The organism is Cryobacterium breve, assembly GCF_027594785.1.
In the GTDB taxonomy this organism is placed as follows: Bacteria; Actinomycetota; Actinomycetes; order Actinomycetales; family Microbacteriaceae; genus Cryobacterium; species Cryobacterium breve_A.
This window is the reverse complement of the sequence record NZ_CP075584.1, coordinates 2,748,355-2,768,776: the sequence shown is the minus strand read 5'-3', so window position 1 is coordinate 2,768,776 and position 20,422 is coordinate 2,748,355. Positions and strand designations below refer to the sequence as shown.

Annotated in this window: 21 protein-coding genes and 4 pseudogenes; 10 read left to right on the top strand and 15 right to left on the bottom strand. The window is 64.9% G+C overall.

Annotation, left to right across the window (positions count from 1 at the left end; all coding sequences use genetic code 11):
• Positions 1-4: 4 nt before the first annotated feature.
• The 3 genes and pseudogenes from KIV56_RS13565 to KIV56_RS20490 form a co-directional block, all read right to left on the bottom strand.
• A complete protein-coding gene (locus KIV56_RS13565) occupies positions 5-817 on the bottom strand; it encodes a gluconate 5-dehydrogenase (RefSeq protein WP_281533849.1) in 813 nt (270 codons plus the stop codon).
• 33 nt (positions 818-850) lie between these two features.
• Positions 851-1,525 (bottom strand): glycoside hydrolase family 88/105 protein, encoded by a 675-nt coding sequence (locus KIV56_RS13560; RefSeq protein ID WP_281533848.1) that lies wholly within the window; start codon positions 1,523-1,525, stop codon positions 851-853.
• 64 nt (positions 1,526-1,589) lie between these two features.
• Positions 1,590-1,898 (bottom strand): annotated as a pseudogene (locus KIV56_RS20490) (glycoside hydrolase family 88 protein); the annotation flags it as partial.
• A 219-nt stretch (positions 1,899-2,117) separates the two neighbouring features.
• Here KIV56_RS20490 and KIV56_RS13550 point away from each other — a divergent pair.
• Positions 2,118-3,002, top strand: coding sequence for an AraC family transcriptional regulator (locus KIV56_RS13550; RefSeq protein ID WP_281533847.1), 885 nt, complete (start codon positions 2,118-2,120; stop codon positions 3,000-3,002).
• Here KIV56_RS13550 and KIV56_RS13545 read toward each other — a convergent pair.
• Positions 2,975-3,412, bottom strand: coding sequence for a sugar phosphate isomerase/epimerase family protein (locus tag KIV56_RS13545; RefSeq protein WP_281533846.1), 438 nt, complete (start codon positions 3,410-3,412; stop codon positions 2,975-2,977). The genes KIV56_RS13550 and KIV56_RS13545 overlap by 28 nt on opposite strands.
• A 26-nt stretch (positions 3,413-3,438) precedes the next feature.
• On the opposite strand from KIV56_RS13545, the gene KIV56_RS13540 reads away from it, so the two are divergent.
• The 7 genes and pseudogenes from KIV56_RS13540 to KIV56_RS13510 all read left to right on the top strand — a co-directional run bounded on the left by KIV56_RS13540 (position 3,439) and on the right by KIV56_RS13510 (position 10,752).
• Positions 3,439-3,600 (top strand): hypothetical protein, encoded by a 162-nt coding sequence (locus KIV56_RS13540; RefSeq protein ID WP_281533845.1) that lies wholly within the window; start codon positions 3,439-3,441, stop codon positions 3,598-3,600.
• 361 nt (positions 3,601-3,961) lie between these two features.
• Positions 3,962-4,585 (top strand): LacI family DNA-binding transcriptional regulator, encoded by a 624-nt coding sequence (locus tag KIV56_RS13535; protein WP_281533844.1) that lies wholly within the window; start codon positions 3,962-3,964, stop codon positions 4,583-4,585.
• The gene (locus tag KIV56_RS13530) at positions 4,495-5,076 is read left to right on the top strand and encodes a substrate-binding domain-containing protein (protein ID WP_348648572.1); all 582 of its coding nucleotides are present in this window, start codon (positions 4,495-4,497) and stop codon (positions 5,074-5,076) included. Before KIV56_RS13535 ends, KIV56_RS13530 begins: the two co-directional genes overlap by 91 nt.
• 14 nt (positions 5,077-5,090) lie before the next feature.
• Positions 5,091-6,731 (top strand): annotated as a pseudogene (locus KIV56_RS13525) (xylulokinase).
• Positions 6,728-8,249, top strand: a pseudogene (gene araA, locus KIV56_RS13520) (L-arabinose isomerase). Before KIV56_RS13525 ends, araA begins: the two co-directional pseudogenes overlap by 4 nt.
• A gap of 254 nt (positions 8,250-8,503) precedes the next feature.
• Complete coding sequence (locus KIV56_RS13515; RefSeq protein WP_281533843.1) at positions 8,504-9,082, top strand: RNA polymerase sigma factor; 579 nt, start codon at positions 8,504-8,506, stop codon at positions 9,080-9,082.
• Positions 9,083-9,129: 47 nt separating this feature from the next.
• Positions 9,130-10,752, top strand: coding sequence for an SPOR domain-containing protein (locus KIV56_RS13510; RefSeq protein WP_281533842.1), 1,623 nt, complete (start codon positions 9,130-9,132; stop codon positions 10,750-10,752).
• 59 nt (positions 10,753-10,811) lie between these two features.
• Here KIV56_RS13510 and KIV56_RS13505 read toward each other — a convergent pair whose 3' ends face one another.
• The 11 genes and pseudogenes from KIV56_RS13505 to KIV56_RS13455 form a co-directional block, all read right to left on the bottom strand.
• Positions 10,812-11,384, bottom strand: coding sequence for a TetR/AcrR family transcriptional regulator (locus tag KIV56_RS13505; RefSeq protein ID WP_281533841.1), 573 nt, complete (start codon positions 11,382-11,384; stop codon positions 10,812-10,814).
• A gap of 3 nt (positions 11,385-11,387) precedes the next feature.
• On the bottom strand, positions 11,388-11,846 hold the full coding sequence (locus KIV56_RS13500; protein ID WP_281533840.1) for a DoxX family protein: 459 nt from the start codon (positions 11,844-11,846) through the stop codon (positions 11,388-11,390).
• Positions 11,847-11,986: 140 nt separating this feature from the next.
• Positions 11,987-12,391: a D-ribose pyranase gene (gene rbsD / locus KIV56_RS13495; protein ID WP_281533839.1), complete on the bottom strand. Its 405-nt coding sequence runs from the start codon at positions 12,389-12,391 to the stop codon at positions 11,987-11,989.
• Positions 12,388-12,807, bottom strand: a complete 420-nt coding sequence (locus KIV56_RS13490) for an NAD-dependent epimerase/dehydratase family protein (RefSeq protein ID WP_281536260.1) — start codon at positions 12,805-12,807, stop codon at positions 12,388-12,390. Before KIV56_RS13490 ends, rbsD begins: the two co-directional genes overlap by 4 nt.
• Before the next feature lie 58 nt (positions 12,808-12,865).
• Positions 12,866-13,273, bottom strand: a pseudogene (locus KIV56_RS13485) (NAD-dependent epimerase/dehydratase family protein); the annotation flags it as partial.
• Between the two features lie 86 nt (positions 13,274-13,359).
• Positions 13,360-14,406, bottom strand: coding sequence for an ABC transporter permease (locus tag KIV56_RS13480; RefSeq protein ID WP_281533838.1), 1,047 nt, complete (start codon positions 14,404-14,406; stop codon positions 13,360-13,362).
• Positions 14,403-15,311, bottom strand: a complete 909-nt coding sequence (locus KIV56_RS13475; RefSeq protein WP_281533837.1) for a sugar ABC transporter ATP-binding protein — start codon at positions 15,309-15,311, stop codon at positions 14,403-14,405. The genes KIV56_RS13480 and KIV56_RS13475 overlap by 4 nt, the downstream gene beginning before the upstream one ends.
• The gene (locus KIV56_RS13470) at positions 15,265-15,807 is read right to left on the bottom strand and encodes an ATP-binding cassette domain-containing protein (RefSeq protein ID WP_281533836.1); all 543 of its coding nucleotides are present in this window, start codon (positions 15,805-15,807) and stop codon (positions 15,265-15,267) included. Before KIV56_RS13470 ends, KIV56_RS13475 begins: the two co-directional genes overlap by 47 nt.
• 186 nt (positions 15,808-15,993) lie before the next feature.
• On the bottom strand, positions 15,994-16,965 hold the full coding sequence (locus KIV56_RS13465; RefSeq protein ID WP_281533835.1) for a sugar-binding protein: 972 nt from the start codon (positions 16,963-16,965) through the stop codon (positions 15,994-15,996).
• A 99-nt stretch (positions 16,966-17,064) separates the two neighbouring features.
• Positions 17,065-18,540, bottom strand: a complete 1,476-nt coding sequence (locus tag KIV56_RS13460; RefSeq protein ID WP_281533834.1) for a four-carbon acid sugar kinase family protein — start codon at positions 18,538-18,540, stop codon at positions 17,065-17,067.
• A complete protein-coding gene (locus KIV56_RS13455; protein ID WP_281533833.1) occupies positions 18,537-19,337 on the bottom strand; it encodes an aspartate/glutamate racemase family protein in 801 nt (266 codons plus the stop codon). The genes KIV56_RS13460 and KIV56_RS13455 overlap by 4 nt, the downstream gene beginning before the upstream one ends.
• Here KIV56_RS13455 and KIV56_RS19865 point away from each other — a divergent pair.
• Complete coding sequence (locus KIV56_RS19865) at positions 19,240-19,737, top strand: aldo/keto reductase (RefSeq protein ID WP_348648395.1); 498 nt, start codon at positions 19,240-19,242, stop codon at positions 19,735-19,737. The genes KIV56_RS13455 and KIV56_RS19865 overlap by 98 nt on opposite strands.
• A complete protein-coding gene (locus KIV56_RS13445) occupies positions 19,650-20,411 on the top strand; it encodes an aldo/keto reductase (protein ID WP_281533832.1) in 762 nt (253 codons plus the stop codon). Before KIV56_RS19865 ends, KIV56_RS13445 begins: the two co-directional genes overlap by 88 nt.
• The last annotated feature ends 11 nt before the right edge of the window (positions 20,412-20,422 follow it).

Here is a 20,422-nt window from a genome sequence, read left to right as displayed (position 1 = left end):
CGCGTTACTGAGGGGTCTTGCCGATGTAGGCGAGGATGCCGCCGTCGACATAGAGGACCAGGCCATTGACGAAATTGCTCGCGTCGGAGGCCAGGAACACGGCGGGGCCGCAGAGGTCGTTGGGTGTTCCCCAGCGAGCGGCGGGGGTCCGCGCGATGATGAATTGGTCGAACGGGTGCCGGGAGCCGTCCTCCTGAAGTTCACGGAGCGGGGCCGTCTGCGGCGTCGCGATGTAGCCGGGGCCGATGGCGTTGCACTGGATGTTGGCTTCGGCGAATTCGGAGCAGATGTTGCGGGTGAGCATTTTCAGGCCGCCCTTGGCTGCGGCGTAGGCCGACACGGTTTCGCGGCCGAGCTCGGACATCATCGAGCACATGTTGATGATCTTTCCGTGGCCGTTCTTGATCATTCCCGGCAGCACGGCCTTGGCGACGATGAACGGTCCGTTGAGGTCGACGTCGATCACCTGGCGGAAGTCGGCGACGCTCATCTCGAGCATCGGGACGCGCTTGATGATGCCGGCGTTGTTGACGAGGATGTCGATGGTGCCGACCTCGTCCTCGATCTGCTTGACCATCGCGACGATCGCGTCCTCGTCGGTGACGTCGGCCACGTATCCGTGGGCCTCGATCCCGGCCTCCTGGTATGCGGCGAGTCCCCGGTCGACCGCGGCCTGGTCGCGATCGTTGAAGGCGATCCGGGCGCCGACGGCGGCGTAGGCCGAGGCGATGGCGAGCCCGATGCCGTAGCTGGCTCCGGTGATCAAGGCGACTTTGCCGTTCAGGGAGAAGCTCTCCATGGCAAACTTTTCGGTCATTTTCTTACTCTTTTCGTGGAAGGCATGGTCGTCTCAGCAGAAGGAGACGAGATACTCGGCGAAGCACAGCACCGTGAGCGACTGGCCGTACGGCATGGCGGTCTGGTCGATGTTTTTGTAGAAGTCCAGGTCGTCACCCATCCCGGTTCCGACCGAGACGTTCTGGACCTCGCCCTCGTCGGTGATCCGGTCGTACAGCGCGGCAACGGCCTTCTCTGCCACGGCCGCGTAGCTCTTGTCGATGTAGCGCTCGTGCACGGCTTTGAGCAGCCCGTAGGCGATGCCGGCCGTCGCGGAGGACTCCAGGTAGGAGGTCGGGTCGTCGAGCAGCGTGTGCCACATGCCGGACTCGTCCTGCAGTTCCGCGAGCGCCGAGACCTGGCTGTTGAGGATCTCGAGCAGCCACTCCCGGATCGGGTCTCCGGGCTTCAGCCCCAGGGTGCCGATGAGTTCCGGGATGGCGATGGTGATCCAGCAGTTGCCACGGGCCCAGAGCGCGTCCGCGTAGTTGTCGCGGCGCTCGAACGACCAGCCGTGGAACCAGAGGCCCGTCTTCTTGTCCATAAGGTACTGGGCGTGGATGAGGAACTGGTACTTGGCTTCCTCGATGTATTCCGGCCGGTCCAGCAGGCGACCGATCTTCGCGAGGGGCAGCACCGTCATCATCAGGGTGTCGTCCCAGAGCCTGCTCGGAGTTCGGTCCGGCATAGGTCATGTGCTGCATGCCCCCACCGTGGGTGCGGGGCATGTCGTGCATGGCCCATTGCGCCCATTGGTTGAGGTACGGGATGTACCTGCTGTCCTTGGTGTCCTCGTACAGGCAGGCCATGGCGAGCAGCGGCGCCATCGTGTTGACGTTCTTCGGCGGGGCGCCCGCGGCGAGCGCGGTGTCGAACCACTCGCGCACGACATCCGCTGCGAGCGGATTGCCGGTGATCCGGTAATTCTTGTAGATCCCGTAGAGACCGACACCCTGAGGCCAATTCCAGACATTCCAGCTCTTGTCGTCCACGACGACATCACTGAAATGGAGTAAAAACTTACCTGACTCGTCCCTGATTGTGGTCAGGTTGGAGATCATGGCATCGATCTTTTGAACGATCTGCTCTCTGCTGACGGCAGTGTCTAGATGCATGGTTTCTCTTCACAATCTTCTTTGATCCCTTGTAATTGAAACGTTACAACCCGCGAATCCGTCGATACAGGCCCCTTGGTGTCGACAGTTGCTCAGAAACTGTCGTTTCTTGCAGCGGAGGCTGCGTGCCAGACTGTCGCCTGAGAAACGGGAGAGGAGACGTCGATGGAGCCTCGCCGAGCAGTGATCGTGAACTCGATGATCTCCGGGCATTTCGAGATCTACCACGTCGACAATGCCGTCCGTGAGCACGCGAACCTGCACTATCACGACTTCCACGAGATCAATTGCGTACTGAGCGGCACGGGGGTCTTCCGGCTGGGCGGCACCGAATACTCCACGGAACCGGGAACCGTGACCTTCGTGCGCCGGAACGACCTGCACAACATCGTCAGGCAGTCCAGCGAGTACTACGAACGTGCGTACATCCACATCCGTGAGGAGTTCCTCACCAGTCGATCCTCGGAAAGCACCAACCTCAACCTCCTGTTCGCCAAGGACGGCACCCCGACGAGCCAGGTCATCCGAGTGGATGCCGACTGGTTGCGCGACCAGATCTCCCGCCTGGACGATCCGGATCAGCCGGGCTTCGGGGCGGACCTCGTCCGGGAGAACCGGCTGATCGAATTCCTGATCGAACTCAACAAGGCCGTCTTCGACTCCGAGAACGCCGTCGTTCCCCACGACCTGCCCGTGTCAGCCCTGATCTCGGCGGTGATGGGTTACGTCGCCGACAACCTGGACGAGGACCTGTCGCTTGATGCCGTCGCCGGCAGGTTCTTCATCAGCAAGTACTACCTGTCGCGGCAGTTCAAGACGAACACCGGACTCAACTTCCACCAGTACACGCTGAAGAAGCGGCTACTGCACAGCAAGGATCTCCTGAGCACGCACGGGAACGCCCTGGACGTTTATCGGATCGCCGGGTTCTCGTCGTACACGCATTTCCTGCGCTGTTTCAAGGATGAGTTCGGCATGACGACCAAGGAATTCATCCGCCGGAGTCGCAACCCCGAGGGCGTTCACTTCGAGAATCCCGATTCCCCATAGCGATTCACCGTCCGGGCGATCGCGTCGTTGACGGTTTCCTCCATGATGACGGCGAGATAGGGAGCGTGCGCACTGATCGTGGCGAGAATCTGGGCGACCGGGAGCACTCCCTCGTCGATATCGCAACGGATGACGCGGCCATCCGACAGACGGTAGTCGTCGAGGTGCGCCGCGACGATGCGTCCCCCGAACCGCTCGAACGCGTCGCTCGTCAACTCCGCCAGATCGACGGGTTCGTGCGGGTCGAGCAACGCCGTGGCGTCGAACACGATGCCCAGGAAGGGCGAGTCAATGTCGTCGAGAAGCTGCTCGACCCGATCGAGGTTGTAGATCGGGTGGTTGATGCCCGGCTCGATGGCGACGATGGTGCCCACGCGTTCGCCGAATTCGGCGAGCCGTCGAATCACCACGGCGGCCTCGCGGTACGCCTCCGTCCGTGAAGTTCGCCCGGGTGTACGCGAAGCCCTCCGCTTGGACACTCCCGGTCTCGGTCGCGACCATCGGTGCCCCGAAATGCCGGGCGTTGCGCAGGTACGCCTCGAACCTGCGCAGGATCGACTCCCTGCGCGCGGCATCCGGATGGATGATGTTGTCGTAGCAACCCAGCACGGCGATGTCCACGCCCTGGGCGGCCAGCGTGCGGCGGAAGTACGCGCCCATTCCCGGGTTGAGGGCGTCCGCGCCGCTCAGGCTCAGGGAACGACCGGCCGAGGGCGAGTTGTACGTTGTGCACCCCGTAGTCCGCGAGGCCACGGGCCAGCTCCTCGGGCGTTGACGCCCACGTCACATCGTGCCCGCGAGCGCCGAAATTGATCGTCATGTCCCAGCCTTTCACCGTGGTGGCCGACTCGCCGAACTGTACTCCTGTCCCCGTGCGAGCCCTGACCCGGTCAGCCGGGCGGATGCCGGCTGGGAGTCCCGTGACAGACGCGACCCCCGCGCACGGCGATAATCAGACCATGGACGCAGACCGAGGCAACGAGGAGGCCAGACCTCGTGCCGCCAGCGTGTTCGATGTGGCCAGGGTCGCGGGAGTGTCCCACCAGACGGTCTCCCGTGTCCTGAACGATCACCCCAGCCTGCGCGCGGCCACGCGCCAGAAGGTGCTCGATGCCATGCGGGAGTTGAACTACCGGCCGAACGCCGCCGCCCGCGCGTTGTCCTCGAGCCGATCGCGCCTGATCGGAATACTGTCGACCTCGAGCGGAGAGTACGGTCCTGCGACCATCGTCGCCGCCATCGGGGCTGCGGCACGCAGTCGCGGCTACAGCGTGACGATCGCGAACGCGGACGGACTCGACCGGAGATCCGTGGACGACGCACTCAGCCACCTGGCCGACCTCTCGGCGGAGGGGCTGATCGTGGTGGCCCCGCAGACCCAGGTGCTTGTCGCGCTCGAAGGCCTGACGATCCCGGTGCCGTATGTGACGCTGCAGACGGCAGCGGGGAGCGAGCCGCAGGGCGGGATGCTGGACCAGGTCCGGGGGCCCGGCTGGCGACCTCACATCTTGCGGATCTCGGCCATCAGCGCGTCGGCCACATCGCCGGCCCGCCGGAATGGCTCGACGCGCAACAGCGCCTGACCGGATTCCAGGAAGAGCTTCGGTCGCGACAGCTGGATCCGCGATTCGTGGAGACCGGCGACTGGAGCGCCGCCTCAGGTTATCGTGCCGCCCGTGCGCTGCTCGGACAAGGCGTGACGGCCATCTTCTCCGGCAACGACCAGATGGCCCTCGGCGCCCTGAGCGCCGCGGCTTCCCTGGGCATGACCGTGCCGGGGGACCTCAGCATCGTCGGCTTCGATGACGTTCCCGAGGCCGCGTACTACCAACCCGCCCTGACGACCGTTCGGCAGGACCTGACCGAAGCCGGGCGGCGCGCCGTGGCGCTTCTCCTCGGCGAAGCGGACCTGCACCCGGCCGTCGACCCTGAGACTCATCGAGCGGGCGTCCACCGGTGCCCCGCCGGAGCGGCCACGAACCGGACACTGACGGTCGCCAAACTGACGGTCGACATCCGGGATGACGATGTCGTAGACTGCATACATCGCGCATGTGATCGATCACATGAGTAAGTCAAAGGAGTCTTGTGTCGACATCGAGTACCGTTTCCCCCGGCGATTCCGCACGAGACGACCTCCGCGCGGGGCGCCTCTCCCTCGGGATCGAACTGGGGTCGACCCGGATCAAGGCGTGCCTGATCGGTGACGACCCGTCGCAGGTGATCGCGGTCGGCAGCCACGAGTGGGACAACGAGTTCGTCGGACAGGTGTGGACCTATTCCCTCGAGGACGTGTGGTCGGGCCTGCAGGCTGCCTACGCCGATCTCATCGACAATGCCGAATCTCGCTATGGCGTGCGCCCCGACACCTTCGCGGCGATCGGCGTCTCCGCCATGATGCACGGGTACCTCGCCTTCGATGCGGCCGGCGACCTCCTCGCGCCCTTCAGGACCTGGCGGAACACGACAACCGGCCCGGCCGCCGCGGAACTCACCGACCTGTTCGGCGTGAACATCCCGCTGCGCTGGTCCATCGCGCATCTCCGTCAGGCGGTCCTCGACAAGGAACCTCACGTCCCCGAGATCGCCTCTCTCACCACCCTCGCCGGTTATGTCCACTGGCAGGCTCACGGGTCGGAAAGTTCTGGGAGTCGGTGACGCCTCGGGCATGTTCCCGATCGACGCGGCCACCAAGACATACGACGCCGAGTTACTGGCGCGATACGACAGCCTCCCCGCGGCCGGCACCCCCGGATCCCGCCTCGTCGACCTGCTTCCGGAGGTGCTCGTCGCGGGTCAGCCCGCCGGGAACCTGACCGACCAGGGCGCCCGGCTTCTCGACCCGACGGGCACGCTCAAGCCCGGTGCGGCACTGTGCCCACCCGAGGGCGATGCCGGAACGGGAATGGTCGCGACCCGGTCCGTCGCCCCCGCTCGGGCAATGTCAGTGCCGGCACGAGCATCTTCGCCATGGTCGTGCTCGAACGGCCGCTCCAGACTGTGCACCACGAGCTCGACGTCGTCACGACTCCGGCCGGGGACCCCGTCGCGATGGTGCACTGCAACAACGGTGCCAGCGAACTCGCGACCTGGGTCGGCCTCTTCTCCCGGTTCGCCACGGTCGCCGGCCAGCCGCTCGCCAGCGATGCCGTCTTCGACGCACTGTTCCGCGAAGCGCTCGAGGGCGAGGCGGACGCCGGTGGGCTGCTGGCCTACAACCATCTCGCGGGCGAGCCGATCGCCGGCCTCACCGAGGGCAGGCCCCTCGTCGTGCGCACTCCGGACAGCCGGCTGACGCTCGCGAACTTCATGCGCGCCCAGCTCTACGGTGTCTTCGGCACGCTCAGCCTCGGGATGCGGGTCCTTGCCGACGAGGGCGTCGTGATCGACGAGATGTTCGCCCACGGCGGCATGTTCCGCACCGCCGGAGTCGCACAGCGATTCCTCGCCGGGGCGCTCGGCACCCCCGTCACCGTGACCGAAACGGCATCGGAAGGCGGCGCCTGGGGCATCGCAGTGCTGGCGTCCTACCTGCGGGCCGCCGACCACGGCCAAAGCCTCGACGACTACCTCGACGAACAGGTCTTCGCGACCACCGCGTTCGACACCACCCAGCCCGATCCGACAGACGTCGCCGGATTCACGACTTACCTTGCGCGCTATTCCGCCGGCCTCGCCGTCGAACGCATCGCCATTGAAGCACTCTCACTGAAGGAAAGCACCCTATGAGCAACCGCATCACTCCCGACCTTCGCTCCTACGAGGTCTGGTTCCTCACCGGCAGCCAGAACCTGTACGGCGAGGAGACCCTCCGACAGGTGGCGGAGCAGTCGCGCGCCATTTCGGACACGCTCGCGGCAGCATCCGACATTCCGGTCACGATCGTGTGGAAGCCGGTGCTGAAGGATTCGGAGTCGATCAAGCGCGCGATCCTCGAGGCGAATGCCAACGACAAGGTGATCGGGCTCATCGCCTGGATGCACACGTTCTCCCCCGCGAAGATGTGGATCTCCGGGCTCGACGCCCTCCAGAAGCCCCTGCTGCACTTCCACACCCAGGCGAACGTCGAACTGCCGTGGGCGGACATCGACATGGACTTCATGAACCTCAACCAGGCCGCACACGGCGACCGTGAGTTCGGCTACATCCAGACCCGCCTGGGCGTCGCCAGGAAGACCGTCGTCGGCCACGCCTCGAGCCCCGCCGTCACCGCGCAGATCGGTACCTGGACCCGTGCCGCCGCCGGCTGGGCCGCGACCAAGAGCCTCAAGCTCGCCCGGTTCGGCGACAACATGCGCTACGTCGCCGTCACCGAGGGTGACAAAACCGAGGCCGAGCTGCGGTTCGGCGTGCAGGTCAACACGTGGGGCGTCAATGACCTCGCGGAGGCCGTCGCCGCGGCAACGAAGGACCAGATCGACGCCCTCGTCGCCGAGTACGAAGAACTCTATGACGTCGCTCCGGAGCCTGCGGGCCGGCGCCGAGCGTCACGAGTCGCTGCGCTACGGCGCCGCGATCGAGATCGGCCTCCGGTCATTCCTCGAAGCCGGCGGATTCGGTGCGTTCACCACGAGCTTCGAAGACCTCGGAGCCCTCCGCCAGCTCCCCGGCCTCGCCGTGCAGCGCCTGATGGCCGACGGCTACGGCTTCGGCGCCGAAGGCGACTGGAAGACGGCCATCCTCGTGCACGCCGCCAACGTCATGGGCTCCGGGCTCCCCGGCGGCGCCTCCCTGATGGAGGACTACACCTACGACCTGACCCCCGGGGCGGAAGTCATCCTGGGTGCCCACATGCTCGAGGTCAACCCCGCCCTGACGACCGCGAAGCCGACGCTCGAGATCCACCCGCTCGGTATCGGCGGCCGCGAAGACCCCGTGCGCCTCGTGTTCACGGCCGATCCTGGACCCGCCGTCGTGGTCGCGATGAGCGACATGCGCGACCGGTTCCGTCTCGTCGCCAACGTCATCGAAGTTGTCGAGCCCACAGAGCCCCTGCCGAAGCTGCCGGTCGGCCGCGCCGTCTGGAAGCCCGCACCGTCCTTCGCGGTCTCGGCGGCCGCATGGCTCACCGCTGGTGCGGCGCACCACACCGTGATGTCGACCGCGCTCGGCCTCGAGGCCTTCACCGACTTCGCCGATATCGCGAAGACGGAGCTTCTCGTCATCGACGAGACGACCGAGCTGCGGAGCTTCGAACAGGCGATCCGCTGGAACGCGGCGTACTACCGCCTGGCCCAGGGCCTCTGAGCGGACGACATTTGAATGCACGGCGCGGGTGACCCGGACATCGGGTCGCCCGCGCTGTCTCGTTCAGGACCCGGGCGCGGATGTCCGGTCGGACTCATCGGGAGTGCGCCAGAAGTTCGAGTGGGAATCATCGCAAGCAGAACCATTCCCACCTCCTGGCTCGTTGGACCGTAATCGAATCGAGATCGGACAAATGCGGAACGGGGGAACCGTACGGCTCGTGCCGGACAGTATGAAGTATGGGGATACAACACGTGGGGGAAATCGCGGTGTGGGCGTCGGCTCGCGACGGCAACGCGGACGCGTTCGCCGAACTGTTTGACCTGCATCGGGATCGCGTCTTTCGGCATGCTCTTCGGTTGGTCCGTTCCCAGCACGACGCAGAAGACATCACCGCTGCAGCGTTTCTCGAACTCTGGCGTCGGCGCGACGCCGTTCGCGTCGTTGAGGACAGCGTGATCGCCTGGTTGCTTGTCACGACGAACAACGTGGCACGCAACGTATCGAGAAGCCGAAGTCGTCATCAGGCCCTGATCGACCGGCTGCCTCGCGGAATGTACCAGGGGGAAGGGGCGTTTGATGCCGTCGACGCTCATATCGACGCGGAACACCGCGAAACGACGATGAGGGGTGCGCTGGCTCAGCTCTCGATCGCTGATCAGAATGTGATCACCCTCTGCGTGGTCGAAGAACTCGGAGCAGCAGAAGCCGCTGCGGCGCTCGGCATTCCGATCGGCACGGTCAAATCACGTCTCTCCCGCGCGAAGGCGCGGCTCGCTCGGCTGGCGGGCGATGCTCGTGCGGCCGTATCGACGACAGGAGGTGCGCTGTGAACGACGAACCGACATTTGATCCGGATCGCAGTCGAGCGATCAGACACATGCTGATCGAGGCTGTCGTTTCGGCTCCCGCCAGGCGCAGAACTCATCGGGTGCGGGTGCTCGTCGGGATCATTATGCTCGCCGTGTTGACGGGCGGCGGCACGACTGCGCTCGCGCTGGCCGGTGGTGCACTGTTCAAACCGGCGCAGCCGGCCTCCTCGAGCACTCCAGCCCCTGCCGTGCCGACCGCCACGACGACGGCGGTGCCAATCGCGCCGACGTCGGTTCCGAGCCCGACGCCCGCGGTCGCGACTCTTCCGATCGCACCACACGACGTGACCTCAGCGCCATCGGGCGCGTCGTGGTCGATCCAGTTGCCGGGAAGCAGCGAGTCGTGCGTACAACACACGTCCTACAGCATCGCGGACGGCTACGCCCTCTTCCAGGCGGGACCGAAGGAGGCCTCGGGCGATGAGCTCTCCCCGGGAGTTGGCCCTGATCCGTGCGACATGTCCGACGACGGGGTCACCCTCACTCTCGTCGACACGGCGACCGGAAGCCAGGTCTGGTCGCGCAGTTGGTCGTGGAATGGTTTCGCGAACCGCTATGCCGGGGTCGTCCCCGTCATCCTCGGCACCTCGGGTCGGATCCTGGTGAGGACCGTGGGACCCGAATTGCCCTCAGAGGTTCTCGACCTGGTATCAGGATCGACGGTCGGTTCGCTCGCGCTCGATACCGGCGAGAGCATCCGTTCCGCCCAGGCCGTCGCCGGTGACTCGGGGGAGGTGATCGCGACAATCGAGACGCTCGACTCCTCGCTGAACACGGCCGGCCCGTCGCGTGTCGCTCGATTCGATCCTCGCGACGCGTCGCATCCGGTCTGGTCGACGGTGGTCGATGGATCAGAGATCGGCGCTCAGGTCGTGACCAACGGCTTTTCCTATACCTCGCTACATTACAGCCCCACCTGGCAGACCGCGCCTCCACCCGGGCAGACTCCCTACGTGAACCCCCTGCTCAACCTGTCAACGGGTGAGATCTCGTCGCGACCAGAGGCGCTCTACTATGACTTCTTCACCGGGTACACGATTCGGCCCGGGGGCTACGACACGACTGGCTACCCGCTCACACTGACCGGACTCGATGACGACGGAAACCAGATCTGGACTCGGAGCGTCCCTGCTGCCAGCTCTGTTGTGGAGGTAACGACGCCGCTCGTCCGCCCGGGCAGTAGCGACCAGATCGGAGTCGTTGGCGGAAGCGATCGGGTCGGAGACGGTCAATTCCTCGTTGTCTCGCCGGATTCAGTCACCCTGGTCGATGGCCTGACGAACGACACGATCTGGACGACGGGCCTGACGGGCTGCGCCCTCGACCACAAGCCGTACTCATTCTTCGACGCTCTTCGTACCGAGGGGGCGACACTCATTGTCACCGCTACTCCCGGTAGGGCATGCCGCTTCGATGCCACAACGGGGGCGGTACTCGCGAGTCTCCCGCCGAGCTACTGGCCCAGAACCGGAACGGTGGCGACGTACGACCTCCGCGACGGAACCGGAACCGCGACGAATATGCAGACCGGCGCGACCGAGTGGTCGGTTCCGTCAGACGCCGACGCCTGGTTCTTTGCGGGAGGGTACCTGGTTGCCCAGACCGGCAACACCATCGTCGGCCTCGGCTGAATCCCCGGTGAATCCCGACGCAACCCGCCGGGCTGAACCAAGGGGTCGGCCCATGCCGATCAGGCCGGGCGCACCGCGCGGAGCGTCGCGAGTATCGCCTCCGGGTTGAAAGACTCCGGGTTGCGGATCGTCTGGATCGAGGCACCCTGCACCAGGGCGACCACCGTCGCCGCGAGCTCGTCGCCCTGGATGCGGGTCCCTGCGGCGACCTCACGACAGACCGGCGAGAACGCCGCGAGGTAGCGCGCGAAGCTCGCCTCGATGCGGGCGCGGAACAGGTCGTCACGGCGGGAGAAGTAGAACGCGAAGATCAGTTCGACCGCGGCGTGGTACTCGACCAGGCGCTCCAGCTCGACCCAGATCATCCGCTCGAGGCGGTCCCACGGCTCCAGCCGGGCCAGGTCGGAGTCGGACAGCGCGTCGAGCGTGCCATCGAGCAGCACGCCGAGCAAGGCTTCCAGCAAACCGTCTTTCGAGTGGAAGTGGAAGAACACGAGGCCCGTGGAGATGCCGGCTGCCGTGGCCACCCGGCGTGCGGTGACGGCATCGAGACCCTCGGCGAGGGCGATCTCATACGCCGCCGCGAGGATCGCGTCGCAGCGCTCCTGTTCGGGCTTCTTGGGGCCGCCCATCGATCAGGCGTCTTCCCCGGTGCGCCGGGAGGCGCGATACCGGCGCAACGCCAGCCAGGCGCCCGAGGACCAGAGCGCCCACAGCACCAGCACGGGCTGGAACAGCAGCCGGATGGTGCGATCGAGGTCGGTGTTCAGACCGAAGGAATCGGTGTGCGTCGCGAGCTGCGAGATGTTCCCGGGGAAGATGGCGACGAAGAACGCCGCGACGATCCAGCCGACCTGCACCCGGTACCGGCCCAGGGCGAGCAGGGAAGCGCCGAGGACAATCTCGACGACGCCGGACGCCAGGACGACGAAGTCTCCCGCGATCGGCAGCCAGGTGGGAACCTGGGCGAGGAACGCCTCCCTGTTCACAGTGAGATGGCTGATGCCGGCGAGTAGGAGGAAGGCTCCCAGCGTCATCCTGAAGATGGTGCGAAGCACGGTCGTGCGCTTCTTCTGAGGTGCGAGAAGGTTCATGCTGCGGCTTTCGTGGGGGGATGCCGGGGAGAATCGATGCTCCGACTCTACGTTGACTACCCGGTCAATGACCACTCGGTCAATGTAAAAAATCGCAGACCCTGCAACGATCCTCCCTCAAACACACACTCCGTGGTGCCCTAGAAGGGAGCCCCGGAGTAGAGCATCACGTTCGAATACGGCGTGTACTCGCCCGTCCGGACGATGGCTCGTGCCCCCTGGGTGCGCGCTTTGAATTCGTCGTGCGGAATGGCCTCGACCACAACGCCCACGGCCTCGAGCCTCGCCCTCACGCTTGTCAGCATTCCGGGGCTGTTGGCTTCGATCTCCTCCGAAACCACCGCACGTTCGACGATGAATTCACCGAGAACCGTGTCGAGGATGTCGAGGAAGGCGGGTGAACCCGCCCGGTGAGCAAGATCGATGCGCTCGACGTTCGGCGGGATGGGCAACCCGGCATCCGCCACAACGATCGCATCGGTGTGGCCGCACTCGGCGATCACGCGCGACAACTGCGGATGGATGATTCCACTGGTCAGCTTCATTTGACGAGGGCCCGGCCATCCGAGTCAAGGTAGTCACGCCAGGAACGCTTGGGTGCCCACCCGAGCATGCGCTGGGCCTTCGCGCTGGAGATGCCGGAGGCATCCACGCGGTCGAGCGGGCGAAGCTCGATCTTGTCGCCATAGTAGGTGTGCAGGATCTCCGCGAAGTCACGGCCACCCACATTGTCCGGTGAGGCGATGTAGAAGACCTCGTGGCCGGGAAGGTCGGACTCTGTCGCCAGCACAATGGCATCGGCGAGGTCGTACGCGTCGATGTAGCTCCAGAGGTTCGGGCTCAGCACGGATGCGTCGCGGACCTGTGGGCCGAGATTCTGTTCGTAGTTGCCCTCGTTCTGCACCCAACTCGGACGGATCGAGATGGCCCGGATATCGGATCGCTCGACCGCCGCGTTCATGAGCCTGCTCCCCGAAGTGCTTCGAGAGCGCATAGGGATCCTGCGGGTGGGCCGGATGCTGTTCGTCGACGGGCGCGTAGTCGGGCAGGAAATCGCGCTCGGGAAAGAAGAATCCGGGCACGGTTTCGCTCGAGATGTTCACGAAGCGCTTCACTCCGAAACGCACGGCGGCTTCGAGAACGTTGAACGTGGCCATCAGGTTCGTGCGGAACACGACATGGGCCGGGTTGCCGGTCGGCTCCGGAATCGCCGCGACATGCACCACTGCATCGGCACCGCGAACCACGGCGAAGGCTTCACCGGCATCCGTCAGGTCCGCCATCTGGTAGCGTGCAGATCCTTCCGCGCGACGCTCGAATCCTGGACGGGTCAGGTCCGTAGCGAGAACCTCATGGCCGGCGGCCAGAAGCGCCTCTGTGGCAGCGCGGCCGACTTTGCCATGCGCTCCGGTGATGACTACCTTCATTGTTGTTGCTCCTTCTATTGCGCGGGATTGTGCTGTTGTGCGGGATTGTGGGCGGCGAGACGCCGCAGTGCTGTCGGGCCGAGCAGTCAGCTGCGTTGTTTCCGCCACATGTTCAGGGCTACGGCGCCGACGATGATGACCCCGCTGAAGACCTGCTGCCAGTAAGCGGAGATCCCCAGGAGGATAAGAGCATTCTGGATGAGAAGAAGCAGGGAGGTCCCGAGTGCTGTACCCAATATGCCACCCACACCACCGAAGAGGCTGGCACCGCCGATGACGGCTGCCCCGATCGCCAGGAGTTCATATCCGTTCCCGGCAGCGGGTTGGCCCACGCTCAGGCGCGCAGTCTCCAGGATTCCCGACACGGCAGCCAGACTCGATGAAATGACGAAGACGGAGATCTTCACCCGGCGCACACGGATGCCGGAAAGCTTGGCCGCTTCCTCGTTCGATCCGACGAAATAGATGTGACGGCCGAAGGTCGTTCGGGTCAGGACGAAGTGGGCGGACAGGGCGACGATGGCTGCGATCCAGACCGGGATCGGGATTCCCAGGAACGAGCCCTGGCCCAGATACAGGAAGCCCGGGGGAAATCCGCTGATCGTCGACCCGCTCGTGATCCCCAGGGAGAGCCCTCGCGCCACCGCAAGCATTCCCAGGGTCACGACAAACGACGGTATGCCGGCGAATGCGTTGATCATTCCGTTGACCATGCCAACGATTGCGCCGCTGATCAGGGCAAGAACAACAGCGACGATGGGCGACAAACCGATCGTCACCATGAACTCTCCGGTGAGGACGCTGACAAGGGCGACCACGGATCCCACGGAAAGATCAATACCGCCAATCAGGATCACGAACGTCATGCCGACGCTGATGATCAGTGCCAGCCCAATCTGGCGGCCGACGACCGTGAGGTTCCCGACGGTGAAGAAATACGGTGACGCCCAGGAGAGAAAGATCACCAGCAGGAGCACGACACCGGCGAGGGTCGACTCCCGGGCGGTGACGATTCTCCGGAGCCGGTGACCGATCCGTGAGGTGAGCGTGGGAACGTTCGTCGGTACCGGCCCGCTGCCGGGCCCCGGGAGGCTACCCGTCGCCGGCTGCACGGTCTTTCCATTGATTGTCATGAGGCATCTTCCTGAACTCCGGTGGCCATGGCCATAACGCTTTTTTCTGTTGCATCGGCAGCATCGAGTTCGCCGACGCCGTGTCCCTCACGCATCACCATGATGCGATCGGCAATGCCCAATACCTCGCTGAGCTCCGAGGAGATCACCAGCACGGCGACCCCCTCACTCGCGATCGTCCGAATCAGCTGGTAGATCTCGGCCTTTGCACCGACATCGACCCCGCGCGTCGGCTCATCGAGGATAAGGAGCCGGGGAACTCGCGCCAGCCAGCGCGCCAACACGACCTTCTGTTGGTTCCCGCCGCTGAGGGTGCCGACCGGGACTTCGATCGCGGACTCGCGCAAACCGAGTTGGCCCGCGTAACGTCGCGCGAGGGTGCGGTCTTGTCGCCGCGAGACCAGCGAGAGTCGGCTGATCATCGGCAGGGACGCCGATGACATGTTCTCCCTGACCGGCAACTGCAGAAAGAGTCCCTGCCGTTTCCGATCCTCGGGGACGAAACCGATTCCGGCCGCCATGGCTTCGTTCGGCGACCGCAACGGCAACGCCTGCCCGTCGATGAGAATTTCGCCGCCGCGTCGCTTGACCGCGCCGAAGATCGTCAGGGCAGCGTCGCTGCGACCGGCGCCGATCAGCCCGGCAAGGGCGAGGATCTCTCCCGGACGCACAGAGAAACTCACGTCGTGCAGCAGCGGCCCCGAGCTGAGGCCGCGCACTTCGAGGGTAGGCGTGGCGGTCTCATCCACGGCAACTGTCCGCACCCCGTAGAGATCCTCCAGTTCGCGGCCGACCATCATTTGAACGATCTCGTTCGGGCTGGTCGAGACCGCATCCCGAACTCCAACGACCGAACCGTCACGCATCACGGTGATTCGGTCGGCGATCTCGAAGATCTCGCGCATGCGGTGGGACACGTAGATCACGCTGACCCCGTTCGCGCTGAGCCTGCCGGACGAGAGAAAGCAGGGTTTCGACCTCTTCTTCAGTCAGTGAGGACGTCGGTTCATCCATCACAACCACCCGGGCCCGGACCAGAAGCGCCTTGGCGATTTCCACCATCTGACGCAGTGCGATGTTGAGGTCGCCGACGATCGCGTCCGGGGAGATGGAAATGCCCAGGCTTGCCAGCAGCCCCGCGGATCCCGTTCTCATGGCCCGAAAGTCGACTGTTCCGAACCGGGTCTTCGGTTCGCGGCCGACGTAGATGTTTTCGGCGACGCTGAGATCGTTCGCGAGGTTGAGTTCCTGGTAGATGACGGCGATTCCGTTGGCCTGGGATTCCCGGGGCGAATGGATCTGAGCGATCTCGCCCGATATTTCGATCACGCCTTCGTCGGCGCGCGCTGCGCCAGCAAGGATCTTGAGGAGGGTGCTCTTCCCCGCACCGTTCTCCCCCACGAGAGCCATGACCTCGCCGGCTTCAACCGACAGGCTGACGTCGCGGAGGGCGACGACTCCCGGGTACCTCTTGACCACGCCGCGCATGGCGATGAGCGGATGCTCCGTCATTGCAGACTCCTTCGTGCTGGGGGCGATTGGATGCGGCGGGGCCGGCTGGCGTGCCGGCCCCGCCGCAGAGTGGGACTAGTGTGCGGTCTTCTGGAATTCGGCGAGCGTGTCCGGGGTGACCGTCACGACGCCGGTGTCGACGATGAAGTTCTTGTCCAGCTTGGACGTGTTGCCGTGGAAGTCCGACAGGATCTGGAGCGCCTGCGCGGTCATGCCGAACGGCTTCTGCGAGATGAGCGCATCGACGCATCCGCCGGTCATTCCCTCAATGCCCTGCGGCACAACGTCGAAGCCGACGGCCTTGATGGCGCCACACTTGTTGGCCGACTTCAGTGCGCCGGCGATACCGGGCAAGTCCGATCCGCCGATGCCGATGAATCCGGCCAGGTCCGGGTTGGCCTGCAGGATCGTCTCCGAGGCCGTCTGCGCGGTGGCGATCGATTCACCGGATACCTCGGTGGCGACGAGCTGGATGTCGGGGTGCTTCGCGAGGGCCTTCTTCACTCCCTCCAGGCGCTGGTTGAGGTTCACGGCGCTCAAGCTGCCGATCACGACCGCGACCTTGCCCTTGTTGCCGACACTCTTGGCGAGGGCTTCGCCGGCCTGGGCTCCCGCCGCGACGTTGTCGGTTCCGATGTAGCCGAGCACGTCACTGTTGGGTACCGGTCCGTCCCAGGCGATCACCGGGATGCCGGCGGCCGTCGCCTTGGCGATGTCGTCCAGGACACTCGCCGGGTCATTGGGAGAGATGGCGATGCCGGCGGGGTTCGTGGCGAGAATCGAATCGAAGATCGCGACCTGGGCGGCCGCGTCGTCCGTGTCCGGGCCGAGGAACTTGGCTGTGACGCCCATCTTGGCCGCGGCGTCTTCCATCCCCTTGCGGGCGTCAACCCAGTACGGGTTGTTCAGCGACTTCGGCAGGAACACATAGGTCGGCTTCGCGTCGGCGGACGATGCGGGGCTCGTGGATGAGGCTCCGGCACTGCAACCGGTGAGGGCGAATGCCACAGCGGCCATCATTGCGACTGTAACGGTAATCTTTCGCATTACTACTCCTTTGTATTGGTGCATGGGGTGTATCGGTGCATGGGACTGGGTGGGTGTGGTGCATCGACGTGCGTGGAGAGGAACTACCGCCGGTGGCAGTCAGCTGAGCGTTGGGGGGCCTTGCAGGATCCTGATTGCCTCGGCAAGAGTGGCCTCATCGCCGACGTTCCCGGCAAAGACGACATAGGGAAGACCTTTGAGCCTCGGGCTGCTGTCACCCTCGTGCACCCAGACGGAAACGATCCCGGGAAACAGCTGCCCGGCCACGGTTGCTCGCCTGATCTCGAGTCCGTCAGTGGCGATGTCGCTTGAGGTGATTCCGCCTTTGGCCAGCACCCAGCGGATGTCGACCTCGGCTACGGCCCGTGCAGTCAGGGCGACCAGGGCGCGCGAGACCGTCTGGGCGATGACGAGGCTGGAGTGTCCCGTCGTGCCGACGACCGCCTGGCGACTCGTCACCAGCAGGGTGTCTGACTCGCGCAGCGCCGCGACGAGGGCATCACCACAGCGCGCCACCTCGAGAGCGGCCTGCGAGGGGTCGAGCAGTCTGGGCACATCCAGTTCCACGGTGGCGAGATGCGGGAATTCCTGCGCGGCCCTGGCCACTTGCAGAGTGGTGAGATGAACGTGGGAACCAACGACAACCAGGCCATTGCCCGGCCGGGCCCCGGCGGCGAAGATCTCAGAATGGGAGAGCGGGATTCGACCGGCGAGTCCGAGCCGGGCGGCCACGAAGGACGGGCCTGTCCGGCTCAGGACCCTGGCCCCAGCCTCTTCCGCCTGGAGGAGACCGAGCACAACCACATCCAGATCGGCCTCATCAACGGCGTTCACGATCAGCGGAGTGGCTGTCGTGCAGGACAGGATGACATCGCGAACTCGTTCCGCACCGCCGATTCTGATGTCTTCCAGACTGAGACTCACAACATCTTCGGAGGTGATAGAAGCGTTCGTCCTCTCCTGGACGTAGTCGCGGAGATTCGAGCTCGCGAAACCGAATGTTGCGTCTTGCGCGTAGTTCGTGAGGCCAACGGGCACGAAATAGTCGCCCTGACCGACGTAGTGCACGTCATTCTGGGTGACTCGACCGGCAGCAATATAGGCGGGGGCGATGAGCAGGGCGTCGTATGGCCGGCCGGCCGAGCGAGCGATATCGATCAACTCGTCGGTCTCGAGCGGGTAGTGCCCGCGAAGGGTTGAGTCACCGCGGGTGATCAGCGTGTACGGTGTGGCGAGTTCTCCGGCGACCCGCTCAATGGCCTCGGCGACGTCGCGAATCGTCGTGCGAGCCTCGCTGGGGTTGAGGCCGCGCGTATTCGTGAGAATGAAGAATCCGTCGGCCGGCTGTCCGAACGCCCAACGGAGATCCTCCGGAGTCCAGCGGGTCAGGACCGGGACATCCTGAACGGACTGGCTCCCGGTCGGATCGTCGTCGAGGACGATGACGAGGATCCCGGCGGCCGCATTCAACTCCCGGATGCGCAGCCGCGAGTCCGCGACATGCAGGACACCTGGTCCAGCGGACAGCAGCTCACCGGATTCCCGTGTTCCCGGAACGAGATCGCTCACGCTCACGCGACAAGCTCCGCAACCCTCTGAGCCAGGTATTCGACCCCGATCCGAGGACTCGTCAACACCGGCCGCTGGGTCTTCTCCGCGAGGAGGGTGGCCAACCGGGACATCGATGCCTGGGCGAGAACGATCATGTCGACGGTGGCAGCCAGTTCAAGCGCCTGTTCCATGACCATGGAGTCGTGCAGTTCCCGGTCCCCCGACATCAGAACGTCGAAGGCACCCGCACAGAGGCGCTGCTCGATGGTGACCGTCCGCCCCAGGCCGGCCGCTTTGGCGAGGATCAGGTCCGACGTGGGGGCCAGGGTGGTGGGCACGGTGGCGAGAACACCAATGCGGTTGCCCTCGGCGGCTGCGCGAACCGCCATGGCATCGTCGATCTTCACGACGGGGGTCGTGACGTTGCGGGCCGCCACGTCGAGTGCCGGACCGAGAGATGAACATGCAGAGAAGATGATGTCGGCACCCGCGGCCTCCGCTGCCTGCGCCAGGTGCGTCATGCGTTCCTCACTGCGGGTGGAGATTCCCTGCTCGCGAACGACCGTGGCGAGGACGTCTGAATCCACGAAGTGAATGACCTCGGCGTCCGGGATGAGTTCAGCGATGAGGTTGTTGATCACGGGTTCAACGGATACGAAGACAAAGCTGGTGTGCAAGATCGCGATTTTCATGGGCCGGTGCATCTCCTTTGATGTAAGACGCATGACGTCTGATGACTTATCATCGAGGAACCGTCCTGAGTTGTCAATCGCCGAAAGTAACAATTCGGACTCGCCGGAACCGGGCTCGTTCGAGACCACAGCACCGGGCAGAATCGTCCGGCAGCGGGCAGTATGCTTTCGCCAGTGCCACCCCGGGCCACCTACCCACCGCCCACCGCACCAGAGGAACTCACGCATGCACGGAACTCTTCTCGACGGCCTGAACCTGCCTGTGTCCCAGCTTGTTCTCGGAACAATGACCTTCGGCGACACGGTTGACGCTGGCGAGGCCGCGTCGATTCTGGACGCAGCGCTCGATGCCGGCATCACCGTCATCGACACGGCCAACGGCTATGCGGGGGCGCGAGCGAGGAAATCCTGGCACCCCTGCTGTCCAAGCGGCGCGCCTCGGTGGTGCTGGCTTCCAAAGCCGGCGTGCCGCATCCGGATGCCGGCGACCATTCGCCGTTGTCGGCCATTGGCCTGCGGCGTTCGGTAGAGGGCAGCCTCCGCCGCCTCGGCACCGACCACATCGATCTCTTCTACCTCCACCAACCGGATCGCCGGGCCCCGCTCCAGGAAACACTGACCGCGATCGTCGATCTCGTCCGCGAGGGCTCGATCGGAGCCCTGGGCGTATCCAACTACTCGGCCTGGCAGATCAGCGAACTCAATCACGTCGCGGATACAGTCGGCGCTCCGCGACCCGTCGTAGCCCAGCAGCTCTTCAATATGGTTGCCCGGCGAGTCGAAGACGAATATCTCGAGTTCGCCCGCACGACCGGGATCCTCACCATGGTCTATAACCCGTTGGCCGGGGGGCTTCTCACTGGCCGGCACACCTTCACGGCGGCGCCGCTTGCTGGGCGGTTCGGCACCTCGAAGCTGGCCACGATGTACCAGAAGAGGTACTGGGATCCCCGACTTTTTGCAGCGGTCGAGTCACTCGCCACAGTCGCCGACTCCGCCGGGCTCTCACTCGTGGAACTCTCCTTGCGCTGGCTGCTGAGCCACGTCGACGTCGGAGCGATCCTGCTCGGGGCCTCCCATGTGGAACAGCTGCGGGCCAACATCGAGGCCGCCTCGCACGGGCCCCTTTCCGCCGAACTCGTGGACGCCTGCGACAACGCCTGCAGTTCCCTGCGCGGCCCGATGCCCGCATATTGCCGATAGAAAACCCCTTC